This window comes from Williamsia sp. z71, assembly GCF_059553375.1.
Window position 1 is genome coordinate 1 of the sequence record NZ_JCANWX010000005.1, and the last position, 18,339, is coordinate 18,339.

Below are 18,339 nucleotides of genomic sequence, written 5' to 3' on the forward strand. Positions count from 1 at the left end.
CCCCGATGATGTGCCCTCAGTGTGACTCTTGTGTTGCCGCCTGAGCGGTGGTTGGGTCCTGGTCACCTGGTGTTTGGCTCTTGATGTGCCTGCCGGCATCGCATTGATGCGCATGTCTGGTCTTGCAAAAGTTATGCCAACACCAGGTGGGAAGGACCGGCCGATGTGGCTTGATAGGAGCGTGGCAACGCCCCCAACTGAGGATTGCCCACCGACCGGCCCAACCGTCCCTGGTCCCTGTTTCTGAAATCAGGAGGCAACCACCATGGTTGTAGTTGGAGTCGATGTACACAAGAGCTCACACACATTTGTTGCCGTCGATCCCGTCGGCAAAAAGCTAGGCCAACTCACCGCCCCGGCCACCACCGCCGGCCATCATGCCGCGATGCGATGGGCCCACACCCAGTTCGGTACCGACCTGCTCTGGGGCATCGAAGACTGCCGACAGATGTCGACCCGCCTCGAACGCGACCTACTCACCGCCGGCCAGACCGCCGTGCGGGTACCCACCAAAATGATGGCCCACACCCGTGCCTCGGCACGTACCCGCGGCAAATCAGATCCCATCGACGCTCTGGCCGTCGCGCGGGCAGTGCTGCGCGAACCGAACCTGCCCGCCGCCGGCGCCGACCCCCGATCCCGCGAGATACGTCTACTAGTCGATCGACGCGAAGTGTTTGTCGCACAACGCACCTCAACAATCAACCGACTGCTGTGGCGAGTCCATGAAATCAACCCCGCCTACGCCCCCAAACCACGCTCGCTGAGCATGCACAAACACCAACAGATCCTCGCCGCACAGCTGGCCACCGAGACCGGACTGCTGGCCGACATCGCCCGCGAAGAACTCGACGAGATCATCTCCCTGACCACCCGGATCAACACCACGGCCACCGAGATCGGCAAACGAGTCCGCGAACTGGTTCCCTCGCTACTACAGCTACCCGGCTGCGGGGAACTCACCGCAGCCAAAATCGTCGGCGAAACCGCCGGCATCGCCCGCTTCCACTCGGCCGACGCCTACGCCAACTACGCCGGCACCGCCCCCATCCCGGTCTGGTCCGGCAACACCGCCGGCCGCGTCCGGCTACCGCGCTGCGGCAACCGACAACTCACCACCGCCCTGCACCGCATCGCCCTGACCCAAACCCGACTCGAAGACAGCGACGGCTACACCTACTACCGCAAACGCCGCGCCGCCGGCGACTCCACCACCGCAGCCCTCCGAGCACTCCGACGCCGCCTGGTCCGCACCGTCTATCAACGCCTGATCACCGACACTGCGCCCCAACCACGAGCCATTCAGACCGCCGCCGCTTGACATAGGAGCAACTTTTGGCGGGGCCGACCTGGGGAAATGCTCGCCAAAAGGCCACATCATCGGGGTGTGGGAGCGGGGGGTCAGGCGAGTTCGATGATCTCCTGGTATTCGGCCGACCAGTGGTCCTCGGTGCCATCGGGCAGCAGGATCACCCGTTGCGGATCAAGGGCCGCTGCCGCACCCGGGTCGTGGGTCACCAGGACCACCGCACCCTTGTAACTGCGCAGCGCATCGAGCACCTGCTCACGCGAGATCGGGTCGAGGTTGTTGGTGGGCTCATCGAGCAGCAGCACGTTCGCCGCCGACGACACCAGTCCGGCCAGGGCCAGACGGGTCTTCTCACCACCGGACAGTGTCCCGGCCGGCTGATCGAGCTGCGGGCCGGTGAACATGAACGCACCGAGCAACCCGCGCAGGTCCTGCTCCCCCGCGTCGGGGGCGGCGTGACGGATGTTGTCCCAGACGCTCGCGTTGTCGTCGAGCGTGTCGTGTTCCTGTGCGAAGTAACCGATCTTCAATCCGTGGCCGGGTACCAACGTGCCGCGTTCGGCCTTCTCGGTTCCGGCCAGCAGACGCAGCAGTGTGGTCTTGCCCGCACCGTTGAGTCCGAGCACCACCACGCGACTGCCGCGGTCGATGGCCAGGTCGACGCCGGCGAAGATCTCCAATGACCCGTACATCTTGGTCAGACCCGATGCCATCAGCGGGGTCTTGCCACAGGCGGCAGGCTCCGGGAACCGGATCTTCGCGGTCCGGTCGGACACCCGCTCTTCGTCGAGATTGTCGAGCATGCGTTCGGCACGCTTGAGCATGTTTTGTGCGGCAACGGCTTTGGTCGCCTTGGCACCCATCTTTGCGGCCTGGACCCGCAAGGCGCCGGCCTTCTTCTCGGCGTTGGCGCGTTCCCGCTTGCGGCGCTGCTCGTCGGTGGCGCGGGCGTCGAGATACTTCTTCCAGCCCATGTTGTAGATGTCGGGCTCGCCGCGAACCGCGTCGAGGAACCAGACCCGGTTGACGACGTCCTCGAGCAACTCGACGTCGTGACTGATCACGATCAGTCCGCCCTCGTGGTTCTGCAGGAATCCACGGAGCCAACCGATCGAGTCCGCGTCGAGATGGTTGGTCGGCTCGTCCAGCAGAAGCGTGGTACCCGACTTGCCGCCGCTGCCATCGGAGGCCGCAAACAGGATGCGCGCGAGTTCGATTCGGCGGCGCTGACCACCGGAGAGGGTACTCAGCGGCTGGGCCAGTACGCGGTCGGGCAGGCCGAGGCTGTTACAGATGCGGGCGGCCTCCGATTCGGCGACATACCCACCGAGGGTCGAGAAGCGATCTTCGAGCTGTCCGTACCGTTGGACGGCCTTGTCGAGGTCCTTCTCGTCGACGGCTTCTGCCATCAACGCCTGCTGCTTCTCCAGATCGCGCAGCAAGGTGTCCAGGCCGCGGGCCGAGAGCACCCGATCCTTTGCGATGACCGCCAAGTCGCCCTCGCGGGGGTCCTGGGGCAGGTAGCCGAGCTCACCGCTGTTGACCACCGAACCCGCGTAGGGCTCGCCTTCACCGGCGAGAATGCGCATCGTGGTGGTCTTGCCGGCACCGTTACGGCCCACCAACCCGATCCGATCGCCGGGTTGCACCCGTAGCGCCGGACCAGGGGCGCTCAATAGGGTGCGTACGCCCGCGCGTACCTCGAGGTCAGTTGCCGTAATCACGACTTACCAGTCTACGGCAAGGCGTTACGGTGCTTGTATGACAAGTCGTATCGCGGACCTGGCAGTGGTCGGAGCCGGGCCGGCAGGACGTGCGCTGGCGCACCGTGCGGCGTGGGCCGGACTGCGCGTTATCGTCGTCGATCCGCAGGTCGAGAGTCTTTGGCAGGCAACATATGCGGCGTGGGCCGACGATCTCCCGAGTTGGCTCGACGACTCGGTGATCGCGGCCAGGTGTGACGGTGTGGCAGTGTTCACGCCCGCGCACCGCCGCCTGCAGCGGCGATACGTGACATTGGACACCGCAGCACTGCAGCGTTCGCTGACACTCGACGGAGGCGTCGCGATCCATGCACAACGGACCTCGGAGGTGCACTCCCGCTCGGTGCGTCTGAACGACGGAACGGTGATCGAGGCCCGGGCGGTGGTCGATGCGCGGGGACTCCGGGACCCCCAGGCGCCGGCGCAGAGCGCCTATGGCATCGTCGTGGATCGCGCTCACGCGGCACCGATCCTGGACGCCGACGACGCGATACTGATGGATTGGCGCGGCGCGAGCGCCCATCGAACCCCAACGTTTCTCTACGCGATCCCGTTGGACGACAGTCGGGTTCTGCTCGAAGAGACATGTCTGGCCGCCTCACCGGCCATGCCCATCGCCGCGCTCCGCGAACGGCTCGGCAAGCGGCTGGCAGGGTTCGACATCGATCCGGGATCCCTCGAGCCGTCACGGACGGAGACCGTACGTTTCGCGTTGTCGGACAGTTCTGGGTTGCCCTGGGCATCTGCGGGTCCGCTGCGGTTCGGGGCCGCCGGTGGAATGGTCCATCCGGCAACCGGTTACAGCGTGGCCGAGTCACTGTCGTCGGTCGATCAACTCGTCAGCGCCTACGCGCGTGGGCGCAATCCGGTCAAGGCGCTGTGGCCGCGGCAGGCCCGGGCGGTGTACCGGCTCCGGCTACGCGGACTCGGGGTGCTGCTCAGCCTGTCCTCGGCCGACCTGACCGCCTTCTTCGAGGCATTCTTCGCAGCGCCGGCGAGACTGCAGAACGCGTACCTCAGCGATCGTCTCCATCTCGGCGGCACAGTCGGGGCCATGGTCGGCACCATCTCTCACGCCGATATGCGGCTGTCCGGCGCCATCGTCCGTTCGGCGATCAGCGCCGGCGGCCCCGGTCACTGATTGGGTGCCCGGTGCAGCAGCACCTGGACCGAGACATCGGCCCCGGCGAACGAACGTTGCAGTTGGTGACGGACCGCGCGCAGTAGCTCGACCAGGTCCCGGCCTTCGGCAGCGGGATCGGCGGTCACCGTCAATTCGAGCGTCGGCGTTGTGCCGTCCACGAAGGACCGCGTCTGTGTCGAGGTGATTCGGGGGTGCCGCTCCAGCGATTTCGCGGCCGCTTTCCCGACGTCGGACATCGACACCGCGCGCTGCCCACCCACCACGCCTGCCGCTGATCCCACCACCACGGATCGAAATCGGTTGGGACGCAGGTTTGCCAGCACCAACCACAATCCTGCCACCGCCAGGACGACGGTGGCCACCAGCATGGCCCACGGCCACCACGACTCATCCGGTGCGGTGTAGATCTCGTAGTCATTGATCTGCTCGATCTCGTCGACGACCACCGACACCCCTTGCCACCACAGCAAGGCGACCACACCCCCGCCGAGAAGGATGAGGCCGACCAGACCGACCACGAGCCGGTCAGTGATGTTCAGGGTGCGCCTCATCCCTGCTCCCCCTCATCTGCGGAGGCCTTCGCCGGATCGGTCGCGGGTGCCGCCCGGTAGTCGAGCACCACGCGCGGCGCCGTTTCCAACCGGGCCAACGCGACATCCAGACGCTCACGGAGCGGGGCACTGTCACTGCCTTCGCGGCCCTGCACCTCAATCTTGGCGCGGCCCCTGGCAACAGTGGTGGTCGCCGACACGGTGTTCTCGTCATCGAGTGCGATGGCGCTGATCCGTCGGGCGATGTCGACGTCGCGGGTCCACAGACCCGGCACCGCCAGAGCTCGGTGGGTGCGCTTGCGGGGCCTGATGGCCAGGTACAACAGCCACAAGCCCACCACGACAGCGGCGATGGCGACCGCGACCATCCAGGTCTGCCAGGCGGTGCTCGCGATCGTCTGTGTCGCTTCGCCGATCCAGGCATCGGCGTCGTAATAGCCCTGTGCGACGGCGAACTCGCGGCCGGCGAGTATCGCTGCGACGACCAACAACACGCCGATCAGTGGCGCGACCCGCCCGGCGCCCGGGTATGCCCGCGGGGGCCGTCCTCCACGTTTGTCGACCTCGTCGCCTGAATGCTGTTGCACTGCGACGATATTCGCAATCTCTTCGGACAGGAGCAGCCCTTCCGACGGGGCCACCGACACCACATCGACGTCGACCCGCGACGGACGCCGCCCGGTGAACCGGATCAAGGCATCGGCGACATGCTCCTGCACCTGCGCGGAGATCTCCGCGGCCGACGCGGGCCAGCTCACGGCGATCTCGATGGTTATCGCCGGATGCCGGGTGCTCGAATCCGACAGCGCACGAGGGAGATTGCGGCCCGTCAACGAACCCAGTGTCACCGAGTACGGCACCACACCGGGCACTTCCACAGCCGCCTGCCGCGCGATCTTCACGTTGACCTTCGGCTCGATGTGCAATGTGCCACGGACTGCCGGCCGAACCGGGCCGCTCAGCTGCAGATCAGGCACCTGGGGCGGCTGCGCGACGGTCGCCTCAGCCACGGCCCTTGCTCCGCAACAGCACGCTGAGATCGATTCGTCCGTCCCGATGGGCTCCGACGGCGAGCCCGACAGCGGCAAACACCAGCGCGATCATCAGGCCCGTGAACCCGCCGGTGGTGATCGCCAGGGCAAGCAGCAGACCGACGAACAAGCCCACGACTGTATTGCTCATGATTCTCTCGATTCTGGTGCATTCACTTCACGTCCCCCGACCACCGCCGAGCCGACGGCGTCTCCCGCCGCAGGGTCGACTGTGTCTCCGGCCGCAGGGTCGACGGCATCTCCGGCGGCAGGAGCGAGCACATCTTCGACCACCACCGTGCACGGCAGCGGACGTTCCAGCTGCGCCACCGCCGCGGCCCGCACCGCGTGGGCCACTTTTTGGATATCGGCGTCGAGGTAGACGACGATGTGAACCTCGACACCGGCTTTGCCGGTCCGGACACCGGATATGCGGCGCCCCGGCAGATAGGTGGCCACGTCACCGAATGTCCCGGCGTGGAGTCCGGCCACACCCTCGACCGCCAGGACCGCGTCGCGCACCCGCTCGGCGACCGCCGCGGACGACCCGATCACTGGACTCGTGGGGTGGTCTGACCGTCGAGCCCGGTTGGCGGGTCGTCGGTGTCCAGGTGGACGTCATAGACCGAGACATTGACCTCGGTGACCTCGAGACCGGTCATCTTCTCGATCGCGTCGATCACATTGGCCCGGACCGATTCCGCCAGTTCATGAATCGCGACGCCGTAGTTCGCGACCATTCCGACATCGACTGCCGCCTGACGTTCGCCGACTTCGACCGATACGCCCTGGGTGATGTCCGGCGACGCCCCCGGGATGTTCTCGCGCAGTTTGCCGACGGCGCGCGCGGCGCCCCCACCGAGGTCGTAGACCCCGTCGATCTCTCTGGTGGCGATCGCGGCGATCTTGGACACCACCACGTCGGCAATGGTCGTCGTTCCGCCCGACGCCCCGGAATCATCACCGGTCTCCGGGTCTTTACCGATGCCGGCGGGATTTGTTTCTGCGGTCATCTCGGCTCCTCCACTTCGTCATTTCCGGTTCACTGGTTATGACGAGGTGGCGGAGCGTAATTGCACGCACGGTCGTGATCCACGCCATATCCAGAACTGGCATGCTGAACCCGTGGACACGGAAAGCGAAGCATCGTTGATTCGCTACGCAGCGCTGGGTGACCGCTCCGCCTTCGAGGATCTGGTTCGACGTCACCTCAGGCCCCTGCTGCGTTATGCCAATCGGCTGACCGGCTCACCGTCCACAGCAGAGGACATCACCCAGGAAACGTTTCTCGCCGCCTGGCGCGGTTTGCCGGGATTCGGCTTCGAATCCTCTTTCCGGACCTGGCTGTTCACCATCGCCTCACGCAAGACCATCGACCTACGGCGACGACGGACCGCAATCCCGGTCGCCGATGAAATGCTCGAACGTCCCGATCCACACGCATCCGGTCCCGACGATCAGGCGGTGGGCCGGTCGCTGCTCGACGCGCTGCAGTACGAACTGGGCCGGCTGAGCCCACAAGCGAGGGCATGCTGGTGGCTTCGTGAGGTCGAGGGGATGTCACATGAGGACATCGCCACCGCGTTGGCGATCACCCGGGGATCGGTGCGCGGTCATCTCCAGCGGACGCGGGCGCACCTGGCGGTTCGGCTTGCCCCATGGAAGCCGGCGGCCGGGGAGAATCCGGACAGGGTGAACGCCAACAAAGGGCATCAAGACCTACGGAAGGACCTGAGATGACAGAACCGGTCACCGACCCCGATCTGTGGTGGATCAACGACGCGGCCTCGGCGCTCGACGATCAGATCCCCGAGGCCGCCGTCTTCGAGGGCATCCGGGCACGTCTGCACCAGTCGAACCGCCGGGGTGTACCGGTCTCCACCGACAGTCCCGGGATCCTCATCAACACCCGGGCGCTTCGCCTACTACTGGCACGCGCCCTCTGGGAGATCGGTGGCAAAGATGTCGCGGCCGTCGAATTCGACACCGAATCGACAACTCTGACCGCCGTCGACATCGATGTGATCGGCCGATACGGCGATGATCTCGTGGCCGACGGCGACCGAGTTCACGACGCGGTCGCCGAATGCCTACGAAAAATACTCGGACCGGTCACGGCGTCTGCGGTCAGCCGGCGCCTGCACTGGTCCGATCTCGAAGAACTGCCCGCCTCAGAAGAGGTCAGACAGTGAAACCGAGCGCCCGCAACTGCTCGCGGCCGTCATCGGTGATCTTGTCCGGGCCCCAGGGCGGCAGCCAGACCCAGTTCAGCTCCATGTCGGTGCACAATCCGGAGGTGACCAGGGCATTGCGCGCCTGGTCCTCGATCACATCGGTGAGCGGGCAGGCGGCAGACGTCAGCGTCATATCGATCTTCGCAACGGCGTCGTTGTCCACATCCAGGCCGTAGACCAGGCCCAGGTCGACGACGTTGATACCGAGTTCCGGGTCGACCACGTCGCGCATGGCCTCTTCGATGTCGTCGATGGACGGCAACGATGTCTGCACCTCCGCCGGAGTCGCCGCCGGCGTTGCTGCGACCTCGGTCGAGCCCTCAGGTCCTGATGTTGTGGTCATACCGACTCCCTAGCCGAATTCTCTGTGCCGGCAACGGTCTGTGCCAGCGCGTCCTTGAATGCCATCCATCCCAGCAGCGCGCACTTGACGCGAGCCGGATACTTGCTGACCCCGACAAAGGCGACGCCATCGCCGATCACGTCTTCGTCACCTTCGTCGGTGCCGCGTGAGGTCATCATCGTGTTGAACGAACCGACCGTTGTCAGTGCTTCTTTCACGCTCAGACCGACCAATTGCTCGAACATCACCGAGGTCGAGGCCTGCGAGATGGAGCAGCCCTGTCCGTCGTAGGAGACGTCGGCGACGGTCTCGCCGTCCTCGGACAGGCGGACCCGCAAGGTGACCTCGTCGCCGCACGTCGGATTGACGTGATGGACTTCGGCACCGAACGGATCACGCAGCCCGCGTCCCTGGGGGTGTTTGTAGTGATCGAGGATCACTTCCTGGTACATCTGTTCCATACGCATCAGGCGATCACCTCCGAGGCGGCGGTGTCGGCCGGTGCCGTGCGCACACCGAAGAACTCCTGCGCCTTGACGATTGCCCTGGCGAGCGCGTCGACCTCATCGAGTGTGTTGTACGCAGCAAACGATGCCCGCGCGGTGGCGGCAACCCCGAAACGCTTGTGCAGCGGCCAGGCACAATGATGTCCGACGCGGATGGCGACACCCTCGTCGTCGAGGATCTGACCGAGATCGTGGGCGTGGATGCCGTCGACCACAAACGAGATCGCTCCCCCGCGCTGCTGCGAGGTGGCCGGACCGATGATCCGGACACCGTCGATGGCGTGCAGGGCAGACAACGTGGCCTCGACGAGCGAATGCTCATGTGCGGCAATCGCATCCATGCCCAGGTCTTGCAGGTAGCGCACCGCCGCGCCCAGACCGATCACCTGCGAGGTCATCGGTACACCGGCCTCGAAGCGCTGCGGTGCGGGTGCGTAGGTGGAGACCTCCATCGAGACGGTTTCGATCATCGAACCGCCCGAGATGAACGGCGGCAGCGCGGCGAGCAGTTCGCGCTTGCCGTACAGCACACCGACACCGGAGGGGCCGAACATCTTGTGGCCCGAGAACGCCGCGAAATCGACATCGAGTTCGTGGAAATCCACGCTCATGTGCGGCACCGACTGGCAGGCATCGAGTACCACCAGGGCGCCGACCGCACGCGCGCGGCGGACCATCTCCGGCACGTCGGCGATCGCACCGGTCACGTTCGACTGATGCGTGAACGCCACCACCTTGACGGTGTCGTCGAGTTCGAGTGAATCGAGGTCGATCCGGCCCTCGTCGGTCACCCCGTACCACTTCAGCGTCGCGCCCGTCCGACGGCACAGTTCTTGCCACGGAACCAGATTCGCGTGATGCTCGAGCTCGGTGACCACCACGGTGTCGCGGGGTCCGAGGGCATTGCCCCCCAGTACGGCGGCACTGCGGTCGTCGCCGAGGGTGTAGGTCACCAGGTTCAGCGCCTCGGTGGCGTTCTTGGTGAATGCCAACTCGTCGACATCGGCGCCGACGAACCCGGCAACCAATGCCCGCGCGTCCTCGTAGGCATCGGTCGCCTCTTCGGCCAACTGATGCGCACCGCGGTGAACCGCCGCATTACAGGTGACCAAAAAATCGCGTTCGGCATCGAGAACCTGCACCGGACGTTGGCTGGTGGCACCGGAATCGAGGTACACCAGCGGCTTGTTGTCCCGCACCGTACGACCCAGGATCGGGAAATCGGCGCGGACAGCAGTCACGTCCAGCGCATTCGAAGCGATCGTCTCATCGATGCTCGTCATGTCTGGCCTCCTGAAAGATGTTCGGGCGAAAGGTGTATCCGGTCTCTACGCGGTTGCGGTCTGCGTGAACCGGATGTAGCCGTTCTCCTCGAGCTCGTCGGCCAGCTCCGGGCCACCCGACTCGACGATGCGGCCGTCGACGAACACGTGGACGAAGTCCGGCTTGATGTAGCGCAGGATCCGGGTGTAGTGGGTGATCAGGAGAACCCCACCGTTTTCCCGCTCCTTGTAACGGTTGACGCCCTCGGAGACGACGCGCAGGGCGTCGACATCCAGACCCGAGTCGGTTTCGTCGAGGATCGCGATCTTCGGCTTGAGCAGACCGAGCTGCAGGATCTCGTGGCGCTTCTTCTCGCCACCGGAGAATCCCTCGTTCACGCTGCGCTCACCGAACGACGGGTTGATCTCCAGCTCGTTCATCGCTTCTTTGGTCTCTTTGACCCACAGGCGCAGCTTCGGCGCCTCGCCGCGGACCGCGGTGGCCGCGGTGCGCAGGAAGTTCGACATCGACACGCCCGGGACCTCGACGGGGTACTGCATCGCCAGGAAGAGTCCGGCGCGCGCCCGCTCGTCCACCGACATCTCGAGGACGTTCTCGCCGTCGAGGGTGATGGTGCCCTGGGTCACCTCGTACTTGGGGTGCCCGGCGATGGCGTACGACAGTGTCGACTTGCCGGAGCCGTTGGGGCCCATGATCGCGTGGGTCTGACCCGACTCGATGGTCAGGTCGACACCCTTGAGGATGTTGATGGGTTCGGCATCGGCGTCGGTCTGCTTGACGTTGACATGCAGATCACGGATTTCCAAAATAGCCACGGTATTTGAGTTCCTTGCTGATATCTGGGGAAGAGTTTGTGCTTGCCGGCGATCAGGCGCCGGCGGCCTCGAGCTCGGCTTCGATCGCGGCCGACAGACGGTCCCGCAACTCCGGCAGCGCGATCCGGGCGATCACCTCGCCGAAGAATCCGCGGACCACCAGGCGGCGGGCCTCGTCTTCGGAGATGCCACGCGACTGCAGGTAGAACAGATGCTCGTCATCGAAACGGCCGGTGGCGCTGGCATGTCCGGCGCCGACGATCTCGCCGGTCTCGATCTCGAGGTTCGGCACCGAGTCCGCGCGGGCGCCGTCGGTCAGGATCAGGTTGCGGTTGAGTTCGAAGGTGTCGGTGCCCTCGGCCTCGGCGCGGATGAGCACGTCGCCCACCCATACCGTCCTGGCCTCACGGGCACGGTCGCCTTCGACACCCTGCAACGCACCCTTATAGACCACGTTCGACCGGCAATGCGGCTGCGAATGATCCACGAGCAGATGCTGTTCGAGGTGCTGGCCGGCGTCGGCGAAGTACAGACCCCACAGTTCGGCGTCGCCACCGGGTGCGTCGTAGTGCACCACCTGGCTGAGCCGGACCAGCTCGCCACCAAGGCTGATCGCGAAGTGACGCAACACCGCGTCGCGGCCGAGCCGGTTGTGGTGGGCGGGCACGTGGACCATGTCGTCGGCCCAGTCGTGCACGTTGAGGACCGTCAGGTGCGCACTGTCGCCGACGATGAACTCGATGTTCTCGGCGTAGGTGCCACTGCCCTTCTGATCGATCACGACGGTTGCCTTGGCAAACGCCTCGAGCCGGATCTGGAGGTGACCGAACGCCGTCTGCCCGACACCCGGACCCTCGACGGTCACGGTGATCGGTTCGGCGAGTTCGACCTCTTTGCCCACGGTGACCACGGTCGCCGAGGTGAACGACGAATAGGCCTGCGCCGCGATCCGATCGAACGGCACGCCGCCCTGGCCGAGTCGTTTGTCGTCGCGACCGACCGTCTCGACTCTCACGCCCTCAGTAGCGCCGGAGACCTCAACGGTCGCCTCGGCGCTGCGCTCGGCGCCGCCGTCGTGCAGGCCGCGCAGCTTACGGAAGGGCGTGAACTTCCACGCCTCGTCCTTGGAACGGGGTACCTCGAAGGCGTTCACGTCGAACGACGTGAACATCTCACCCTTGTTGACCGCCGGCCGGGAGTTCTCACCCTGCACCGCACCGACAACACCTGTAGCAGAACTCATCCGACGGAGCCTTCCATCTGCAGTTCGATCAGCCGGTTCAATTCCAGCGCGTATTCCATCGGCAATTCCTTGGCGATCGGCTCGACGAATCCACGCACGACCATCGCCATTGCCTCGTCCTCGGACAGACCGCGGCTCATCAGGTAGAAGATCTGGTCGTCGCTGACCTTGGAGACCGTGGCCTCATGGCCCATCGTGACGTCGTCCTCGCGGATGTCGACGTAGGGATACGTGTCGCTGCGACTGATCTGATCGACCAGCAGCGCGTCACATTTCACCGTCGAGCGGCTGCCGTGAGCACCCTTGTTGATCTGGACCAGACCGCGGTACGAGGCCCGCCCGCCGCCACGCGCCACCGACTTGCTGACGATGTTCGACGAGGTGTTGGGGGCCAGATGCACCATCTTCGATCCGGTGTCCTGGTGCTGTCCGGGTCCGGCGAATGCCACCGAGAGAACCTCGCCCTTGGCACCTTCACCGGTCATCCACACAGCCGGGTACTTCATGGTGACCTTGGAACCGATGTTGCCGTCGACCCACTCCATGGTGGCGCCGGCTTCGGCCTTGGCCCGCTTGGTGACCAGGTTGTAGACGTTGTTCGACCAGTTCTGAATCGTGGTGTACCGGCAGCGGCCACCCTTCTTCACGATGATCTCGACCACAGCCGAGTGCAGCGAGTCGGTCTTGTAGATCGGCGCGGTGCAACCCTCGACGTAGTGCACGTAGGCACCCTCGTCGACGATGATCAGGGTGCGCTCGAACTGACCCATGTTCTCGGTGTTGATCCGGAAGTAGGCCTGCAGCGGGATGTCGACGTGGACACCCGGCGGGACGTAGATGAACGATCCACCCGACCAGACCGCGGTGTTCAGTGCGGAGAACTTGTTGTCACCGGCCGGGATGACCGTGCCGAAGTACTGCCGGAACAGTTCGGGCTGCTCCTTCAACGCGGTGTCGGTGTCGAGGAACAGCACACCCTGCGCCTCGAGGTCCTCACGGATCGAGTGGTAGACGACCTCGGACTCGTACTGCGCCGCCACACCGGAGACCAGCCGCTGCTTCTCCGCTTCCGGGATGCCCAGTCGATCGTAGGTGTTCTTGATGTCTTCGGGCAGATCGTCCCAGGTGGCTGCCTGCTTCTCGCTGGAGCGCACGAAGTACTTGATGTTGTCGAAGTCGATGCCGTCGAGGTCGCTGCCCCAGTTCGGCATGGGCTTGCGGTCGAAGATCGACAGCGCCTTGAGGCGCGCCGCGAGCATCCACTCGGGCTCGCTCTTCTTGGACGAGATGTCCGCGACAACCGCTTCGGAGAGGCCGCGCTGGGCACTGGCGCCTGCGACATCGGAATCGGACCAGCCGTATCCGTATGAACCGAAAGAGTCGATCGTCTCTTCCTGCGTCAGAACGCCCGCCGTTGCCGCGGGGGTCGGGTCTGTGACCGTCATATGTGGCTCCTTCCGGAGGCTACCGATGCCGACGCGGACTGAGCGTCGACCTGATTCGCCCCCTGCATTTTTGCAAGTGGCACGTGGGTGGTGCAGGCACAGTCGCCGTTGGCGATCGTCGCCAGACGCTGCACGTGGGTACCGAGTTTCGCGGTGAACACCGCGGTTTCTGCCTCACACAATTCCGGGAACTCGGCGGCCACGTGCGCCACCGGGCAATGGTGCTGGCAGATCTGCACACCATTACCAACGCGACGAGTGGTCGCAGAAAATCCCGCACTGGTCAACGCTTCGGCAATTTGTTCGGCGGTGCTCTCGAGCTCTTCTGCCGAACTGCCCGATACCGGCACGTCAGCGACGATTTCCTGGGCACGTTCCATGGCGAAGTCGGCAACCGCCTCTTCGCCACCGATCTTGCGCAGGCGACGCATCACAGCGCCGGCGAGGTCGTCGTAGGCGTGCTTGAGGCGACCACGACCGCTCGGTGTGAGCTGGAAATGCTTGGCCGGGCGTCCGCGTCCGCGGTGTGCGTATCGCGGCGCTGCTGTCGCGATCACATCACCCGAGGCGATCATCGCGTCGAGATGACGACGTACCGCGGTGGGCGTGATGCCGAGCTCGTCGCTGATGTGTACCGCCGTGACCGGTCCCTGTTCGAGTATCAGGGTGACCACCGCGGCCCGGGTCTGGCCGTCGTGACTGACCGGGACCGGAGAATCAGCGCCCAGATGTGTGCCCGGAGCAGCAGACATCGATGCCCCTTCCGGGGCATGCGAGGTACCAGCAACCGTTTTCACAACACAAGTGTTACCGAAATAGATTCCGATTGCTAGCAAGGGTCACCTTGCTTGATCAATGCCACACTTTCAGACGCTCCCGGCGCATCGGCCCCGCAGGGCCGGCCGGGCGGAAACCGTCGGCCGATTACAGTCTCACCTGTGCCGGATACAGCAGCCCCCGAAGTCGACCCTCCCGTCGACCCCAAGAAGGCTGCCTCGACGCCGGACGACGAGCCGGCGTCTCGGGGCCCGGCCCGCGGACAGTTCCGCAAAGCGCTCGAATACCTCGGCCTACGGCGGGTGGGCGAACCCGAACCGGACAAGGACGCGACCGGCGACTACGGCGTGGCGGTCGCCCGGCTCCACGACGACGAGTCCGAAGCCGGACCGCTCACACCCGCCGAGAACAAGCGTTTGTTGCGCATCCGGGTGTTCGGGACCCTGGGTTCGATCCTCGTCCTCGTCGGGTCGCTGGGAACCGGCGCACTCCCGGTTCTGCAGAATCCGCTTGCCGGCATGCGGGTGTTGTCGCTGCCGTCCCGGATGTGGCCCACTGCGCTGACGTTCTCCCTCACCGGGGTCGTGATCCTGGTCCTGGCGTGGCTGCTACTCGGAAAGTTCGCCGTCGGGCGCCTCGGGGTCGACGTGCTGAAAGATCGGTCACCGCAGAGGCGGATGACCCGCAGCCAGGCCGATCGCACGCTGCTGGTCTGGATCCTGCCGTTTGTGCTGGCCCCACCGATGCTCAGCAAAGACGTCTACTCCTACCTCGCGCAGAGCGAAATCGCCGCGCGCGGCCTCGATCCGTATTCGATCAGCCCGGCGGCGGGCCTCGGCATCGACCACGTCTTCACCCGGTCGGTGCCGAACATCTGGCGCGAGACCCCGGCCCCCTACGGGCCCCTGTTCCTCTGGCTCGGCGACCAGATCACCCATCTGACCGGCGAGAACATCCCGGCGGCCCTGGCCGCGCACCGGGTGCTCGCACTGCTCGGCGTGGCGATGATGGTCTGGGCGCTGCCCCGCCTGGCCCGTCGTTGCGGCGTGTCCCCGGTCGCGGCTCTCTGGCTCGGCGCGATGAATCCGCTGCTCATCCTGCATCTGGTCGGTGGCATCCACAATGAAGCGCTGATGCTCGGCATGATGCTCGCCGGCCTCGAACTGTGCTTCCGCGGCATCGACTCACCCGAGCGGTTACGAAAGCCCGGTTCCTGGCTTCCCACTCCACCGGGATGGGTACTGATCGCCGGCGTGGTGGTCATCGCGGGTTCCTGCATGATCAAGGTCTCGTCGATCCTGGCGCTCGGATTCGTCGGCGTGGCACTGGCCCGCCGCTGGGGCGCCACCCTGCCCGCGCTGCGGCACGCACCGGTCCGCGAATACTGGCAACGCTCCAGACGCAGTGTGTTGGCGCTCCTGGGTGCTGCGGGCCTGCTGACCGTGATCCTGGCGGTGGTGATCGTCGTCATCTGTGTCGGCACCGGACTGGGCTTCGGCTGGACGAAGACGTTGTCGACCGGCGGGGTGGTCCGTTCGTGGATGTCGATGCCGACCTTCATGTCCGTGACCACCGGCCGGGTCGGTGTCCTGCTCGGACTGGGCGATCAGACCCAGGCGATGCTCGACGTCGCCCGCCCGATCGGGCAGGTCATCGCGGGCATCCTGGTGGTCCGCTGGCTGCTCGCCGCCCTGGCCGGCCGAATCCATCCCGTGGGTGCGCTCGGGTTGGCGATGGGCAGCTTCGTGCTGTTCTTCCCCTTCGTCCAGCCCTGGTATCTGCTGTGGTTCATCATCCCGCTGGCAGCCTGGGCCACCGGTCGATGGTTCCGCATCATTGCGATCACCCTCTCGGCGATCATCTCCGTCGTCGTACTGCCCACCGGGGCCGGCACCCGCGGCTTCCAGTTGGCCGAGGCGATCGTCGCGGCGGTTCTGCTTGTGGCGATACTCACAGCGCTGTTCTTCGAAGAGATGCCGTGGCAACGGCGTCGGCGCATGAACGCCGAGGACGCCGACAAGGCAACCGCCCGGAATTGACCACGAACCGGGCACTTCAAGGTCACCCGTGTTCGGTTCCTGAGCGCGGGCCGCTTACTCTTGGACGTTGTGAACAGCCCGTCGTACGCTCCCGGGGTCACCGGTGCCGCGGCGACCGGTCCGGCCCTGTCGGTCAAAGGCCTCGTGAAGAGATTCGGCGAGACAACCGCGGTCGGCGGTCTCGACTTCGAGCTCCAGACCGGCGAGATCCTGGCGATCCTGGGACCCAACGGGGCCGGCAAGACCACCACCGTCGAGATCTGCGAAGGCTTCGCCGCGGCGGATTCCGGTGAGGTCACCCTGCTGGGCCTCGATCCCATCGCCGACAACGAAGCCGTTCGCAGTCGGATCGGTGTGATGCTCCAGGGCGGCGGCGCTTATCCGGGTGCCCGCGCAGGCGAGATGTTGCGGTTGTGTGCCTCGTACTCCGCCGATCCCCTCGACCCGGACTGGTTGCTGCGCAACCTCGGTCTCGTCGACGCCCAGCGCACGCCGTACCGGCGCCTGTCCGGTGGACAACAGCAGCGCCTGGCGCTCGGCTGTGCGCTGGTGGGCCGGCCCGAGGTGGTCTTCCTCGACGAACCCACCGCCGGAATGGACGCGCACGCCCGAATCATGGTGTGGGAGTTGATCGATCGATTGCGGGCCGACGGCGTCTCGGTGTTGCTCACCACCCATCTGATGGACGAGGCCGAAGCGCTCGCGGATCAGGTACTCATCATCGATCGCGGGGTCGAGGTCGCCAAGGGCTCCCCCGCCGAGCTGACCAGCCGAGGAGCCGAGAACGAGTTGCGGTTCCACGCACCCCGCGGACTCGACATGGCCGCACTGGGGTCGGCTCTGCCAGAGGGTTATTCGTGCACCGAGTTCTCGCCCGGCGGATACCTGGTCACCGGCCACGTCACCCCGAAGGTGCTGGCCATGGTGACCGCTTGGTGCGCCCAGATCGATGTATTGGCAACCGACCTGCAGGTCGAGACACGGAGCCTGGAAGACGTCTTCCTGGATCTGACCGGCCGGGGGATGCGCGAATGACCACTGCACGACCGAACAGTGACAACCGTTTCGCCGCGGGCACCTTCACCCCGCGGCCACGCCCGGCACCGATCCGGAAGATGCTCACCGCGCAGTCCCGGATCGAACTGCTCCTGCTGCTGCGCAACGGTGAGCAGCAACTGCTGACCATGTTCATCCCGATCACCATGCTGATCGGGTTGTGCCTGTTGCCCATCGGTGACTTCGACGAGTCCCGCGCCGACATGTTCGTGCCCGCGATCATGACCGTCGCGGTGATGTCGACCGCATTCACCGGTCAGGCGATCGCCGTCGGATTCGATCGCCGGTACGGAGCACTCAAGAGACTCGGTGCCACACCCCTACCGCGGTGGGGTGTGATCGCCGGCAAGTCCATCGCTGTGGCCATCGTGGTCAGCATGCAGGCGGTGATCCTCGGCGCCATCGGACTGATTCTGGGCTGGGAGCCGTCACCGGCCGGACTCCTGCTCGGAATTCTGGTGATCGCCATCGGCACGCTGATGTTCTCGGCGATGGGCCTTCTGCTCGGCGGCACCCTCAAGGCCGAGGTCGTGCTGGCCCTGGCGAACCTGCTCTGGTTCGCATTCCTGGGCATCGCCTCGATCGTCGTGATCGGCGACAGCGTCCCGACCGCGGTCGAGTGGTTCGCCAGGTGCACCCCGTCCGGCGCCCTGAGCGAGGCCCTGCATCAGGCGACGTCGGGTTCGCTGGACCTGGTCGGTATCGCGGTGCTCTCTGCCTGGGGTATCGCTGCAGGCACGGCGGCCGTACGTTACTTCAAGTTCACCTGAGCCGCGACCATCAAACCGGGCAACCTACG

20 protein-coding genes are annotated in these 18,339 nt (G+C 65.5%); 7 read left to right on the forward strand and 13 right to left on the reverse strand.

What is annotated here, in order from left to right; translation table 11 throughout:
- Nucleotides 1-265: 265 nt before the first annotated feature.
- A complete protein-coding gene (locus tag AC51GR_RS13020; RefSeq protein WP_496323328.1) occupies nucleotides 266-1,321 on the forward strand; it encodes an IS110 family RNA-guided transposase in 1,056 nt (351 codons plus the stop codon).
- Between the two features lie 80 nt (nucleotides 1,322-1,401).
- On the opposite strand, the gene AC51GR_RS13025 is transcribed toward AC51GR_RS13020, so the two are convergent.
- Nucleotides 1,402-3,033, reverse strand: a complete 1,632-nt coding sequence (locus AC51GR_RS13025) for an ABC-F family ATP-binding cassette domain-containing protein (RefSeq protein WP_496325073.1) — start codon at nucleotides 3,031-3,033, stop codon at nucleotides 1,402-1,404.
- A 37-nt stretch (nucleotides 3,034-3,070) separates the two neighbouring features.
- Here AC51GR_RS13025 and AC51GR_RS13030 point away from each other — a divergent pair, with 37 nt between their 5' ends.
- Nucleotides 3,071-4,213 (forward strand): lycopene cyclase family protein, encoded by a 1,143-nt coding sequence (locus AC51GR_RS13030; protein WP_496325074.1) that lies wholly within the window; start codon nucleotides 3,071-3,073, stop codon nucleotides 4,211-4,213.
- On the opposite strand, the gene AC51GR_RS13035 is transcribed toward AC51GR_RS13030, so the two are convergent.
- The 5 genes from AC51GR_RS13035 to AC51GR_RS13055 are packed head-to-tail and all read right to left on the reverse strand — an operon-like array spanning nucleotide 4,207 to nucleotide 6,811.
- Nucleotides 4,207-4,767 carry a hypothetical protein gene (locus AC51GR_RS13035; protein WP_496325075.1) on the reverse strand — a complete coding sequence of 187 codons (561 nt, stop codon included), beginning with the start codon at nucleotides 4,765-4,767 and terminating at the stop codon, nucleotides 4,207-4,209. The genes AC51GR_RS13030 and AC51GR_RS13035 overlap by 7 nt on opposite strands.
- Nucleotides 4,764-5,777, reverse strand: coding sequence for an Asp23/Gls24 family envelope stress response protein (locus AC51GR_RS13040; protein WP_496325076.1), 1,014 nt, complete (start codon nucleotides 5,775-5,777; stop codon nucleotides 4,764-4,766). Before AC51GR_RS13040 ends, AC51GR_RS13035 begins: the two co-directional genes overlap by 4 nt.
- The gene (locus AC51GR_RS13045) at nucleotides 5,770-5,949 is read right to left on the reverse strand and encodes a DUF2273 domain-containing protein (RefSeq protein ID WP_496325077.1); all 180 of its coding nucleotides are present in this window, start codon (nucleotides 5,947-5,949) and stop codon (nucleotides 5,770-5,772) included. The genes AC51GR_RS13040 and AC51GR_RS13045 overlap by 8 nt, the downstream gene beginning before the upstream one ends.
- Complete coding sequence (locus AC51GR_RS13050; protein WP_496325078.1) at nucleotides 5,946-6,353, reverse strand: hypothetical protein; 408 nt, start codon at nucleotides 6,351-6,353, stop codon at nucleotides 5,946-5,948. Before AC51GR_RS13050 ends, AC51GR_RS13045 begins: the two co-directional genes overlap by 4 nt.
- Nucleotides 6,350-6,811, reverse strand: a complete 462-nt coding sequence (locus tag AC51GR_RS13055) for an Asp23/Gls24 family envelope stress response protein (RefSeq protein WP_496325079.1) — start codon at nucleotides 6,809-6,811, stop codon at nucleotides 6,350-6,352. The genes AC51GR_RS13050 and AC51GR_RS13055 overlap by 4 nt, the downstream gene beginning before the upstream one ends.
- Before the next feature lie 112 nt (nucleotides 6,812-6,923).
- On the opposite strand from AC51GR_RS13055, the gene AC51GR_RS13060 reads away from it, so the two are divergent.
- Both AC51GR_RS13060 and AC51GR_RS13065 read left to right on the forward strand, forming a co-directional pair.
- Nucleotides 6,924-7,538, forward strand: a complete 615-nt coding sequence (locus tag AC51GR_RS13060; RefSeq protein WP_496325080.1) for an RNA polymerase sigma factor — start codon at nucleotides 6,924-6,926, stop codon at nucleotides 7,536-7,538.
- The gene (locus tag AC51GR_RS13065; RefSeq protein WP_496325081.1) at nucleotides 7,535-7,990 is read left to right on the forward strand and encodes a hypothetical protein; all 456 of its coding nucleotides are present in this window, start codon (nucleotides 7,535-7,537) and stop codon (nucleotides 7,988-7,990) included. The genes AC51GR_RS13060 and AC51GR_RS13065 overlap by 4 nt, the downstream gene beginning before the upstream one ends.
- Here the strand turns inward: AC51GR_RS13065 and AC51GR_RS13070 are convergent.
- Genes AC51GR_RS13070 through AC51GR_RS13100 form a run of 7 tightly spaced genes read right to left on the reverse strand, consistent with a single transcriptional unit; the run spans nucleotide 7,980 to nucleotide 14,420 of the window.
- Nucleotides 7,980-8,375: a metal-sulfur cluster assembly factor gene (locus AC51GR_RS13070; RefSeq protein WP_496325082.1), complete on the reverse strand. Its 396-nt coding sequence runs from the start codon at nucleotides 8,373-8,375 to the stop codon at nucleotides 7,980-7,982. The genes AC51GR_RS13065 and AC51GR_RS13070 overlap by 11 nt on opposite strands.
- Nucleotides 8,372-8,842: a Fe-S cluster assembly sulfur transfer protein SufU gene (gene sufU, locus AC51GR_RS13075; RefSeq protein ID WP_496325083.1), complete on the reverse strand. Its 471-nt coding sequence runs from the start codon at nucleotides 8,840-8,842 to the stop codon at nucleotides 8,372-8,374. Before sufU ends, AC51GR_RS13070 begins: the two co-directional genes overlap by 4 nt.
- The gene (locus tag AC51GR_RS13080; RefSeq protein WP_496325084.1) at nucleotides 8,842-10,164 is read right to left on the reverse strand and encodes a SufS family cysteine desulfurase; all 1,323 of its coding nucleotides are present in this window, start codon (nucleotides 10,162-10,164) and stop codon (nucleotides 8,842-8,844) included. Before AC51GR_RS13080 ends, sufU begins: the two co-directional genes overlap by 1 nt.
- 45 nt (nucleotides 10,165-10,209) lie before the next feature.
- Nucleotides 10,210-10,980 (reverse strand): Fe-S cluster assembly ATPase SufC, encoded by a 771-nt coding sequence (sufC, locus tag AC51GR_RS13085; RefSeq protein ID WP_496325085.1) that lies wholly within the window; start codon nucleotides 10,978-10,980, stop codon nucleotides 10,210-10,212.
- Between the two features lie 52 nt (nucleotides 10,981-11,032).
- On the reverse strand, nucleotides 11,033-12,223 hold the full coding sequence (gene sufD, locus AC51GR_RS13090) for a Fe-S cluster assembly protein SufD (protein ID WP_496325086.1): 1,191 nt from the start codon (nucleotides 12,221-12,223) through the stop codon (nucleotides 11,033-11,035).
- Complete coding sequence (sufB, locus tag AC51GR_RS13095) at nucleotides 12,220-13,668, reverse strand: Fe-S cluster assembly protein SufB (RefSeq protein ID WP_496325087.1); 1,449 nt, start codon at nucleotides 13,666-13,668, stop codon at nucleotides 12,220-12,222. The genes sufD and sufB overlap by 4 nt, the downstream gene beginning before the upstream one ends.
- Nucleotides 13,665-14,420 carry a helix-turn-helix transcriptional regulator gene (locus AC51GR_RS13100; RefSeq protein ID WP_496325088.1) on the reverse strand — a complete coding sequence of 252 codons (756 nt, stop codon included), beginning with the start codon at nucleotides 14,418-14,420 and terminating at the stop codon, nucleotides 13,665-13,667. The genes sufB and AC51GR_RS13100 overlap by 4 nt, the downstream gene beginning before the upstream one ends.
- 327 nt (nucleotides 14,421-14,747) lie before the next feature.
- Here AC51GR_RS13100 and mptB point away from each other — a divergent pair, with 327 nt between their 5' ends.
- From mptB to AC51GR_RS13115, 3 genes are all read left to right on the forward strand, one after another.
- Complete coding sequence (mptB, locus tag AC51GR_RS13105; protein WP_496325452.1) at nucleotides 14,748-16,484, forward strand: polyprenol phosphomannose-dependent alpha 1,6 mannosyltransferase MptB; 1,737 nt, start codon at nucleotides 14,748-14,750, stop codon at nucleotides 16,482-16,484.
- Nucleotides 16,485-16,553: 69 nt separating this feature from the next.
- Complete coding sequence (locus AC51GR_RS13110) at nucleotides 16,554-17,519, forward strand: ABC transporter ATP-binding protein (RefSeq protein WP_496325089.1); 966 nt, start codon at nucleotides 16,554-16,556, stop codon at nucleotides 17,517-17,519.
- Nucleotides 17,516-18,310 (forward strand): ABC transporter permease, encoded by a 795-nt coding sequence (locus AC51GR_RS13115; RefSeq protein WP_496325090.1) that lies wholly within the window; start codon nucleotides 17,516-17,518, stop codon nucleotides 18,308-18,310. The genes AC51GR_RS13110 and AC51GR_RS13115 overlap by 4 nt, the downstream gene beginning before the upstream one ends.
- Nucleotides 18,311-18,339 lie beyond the last annotated feature (29 nt).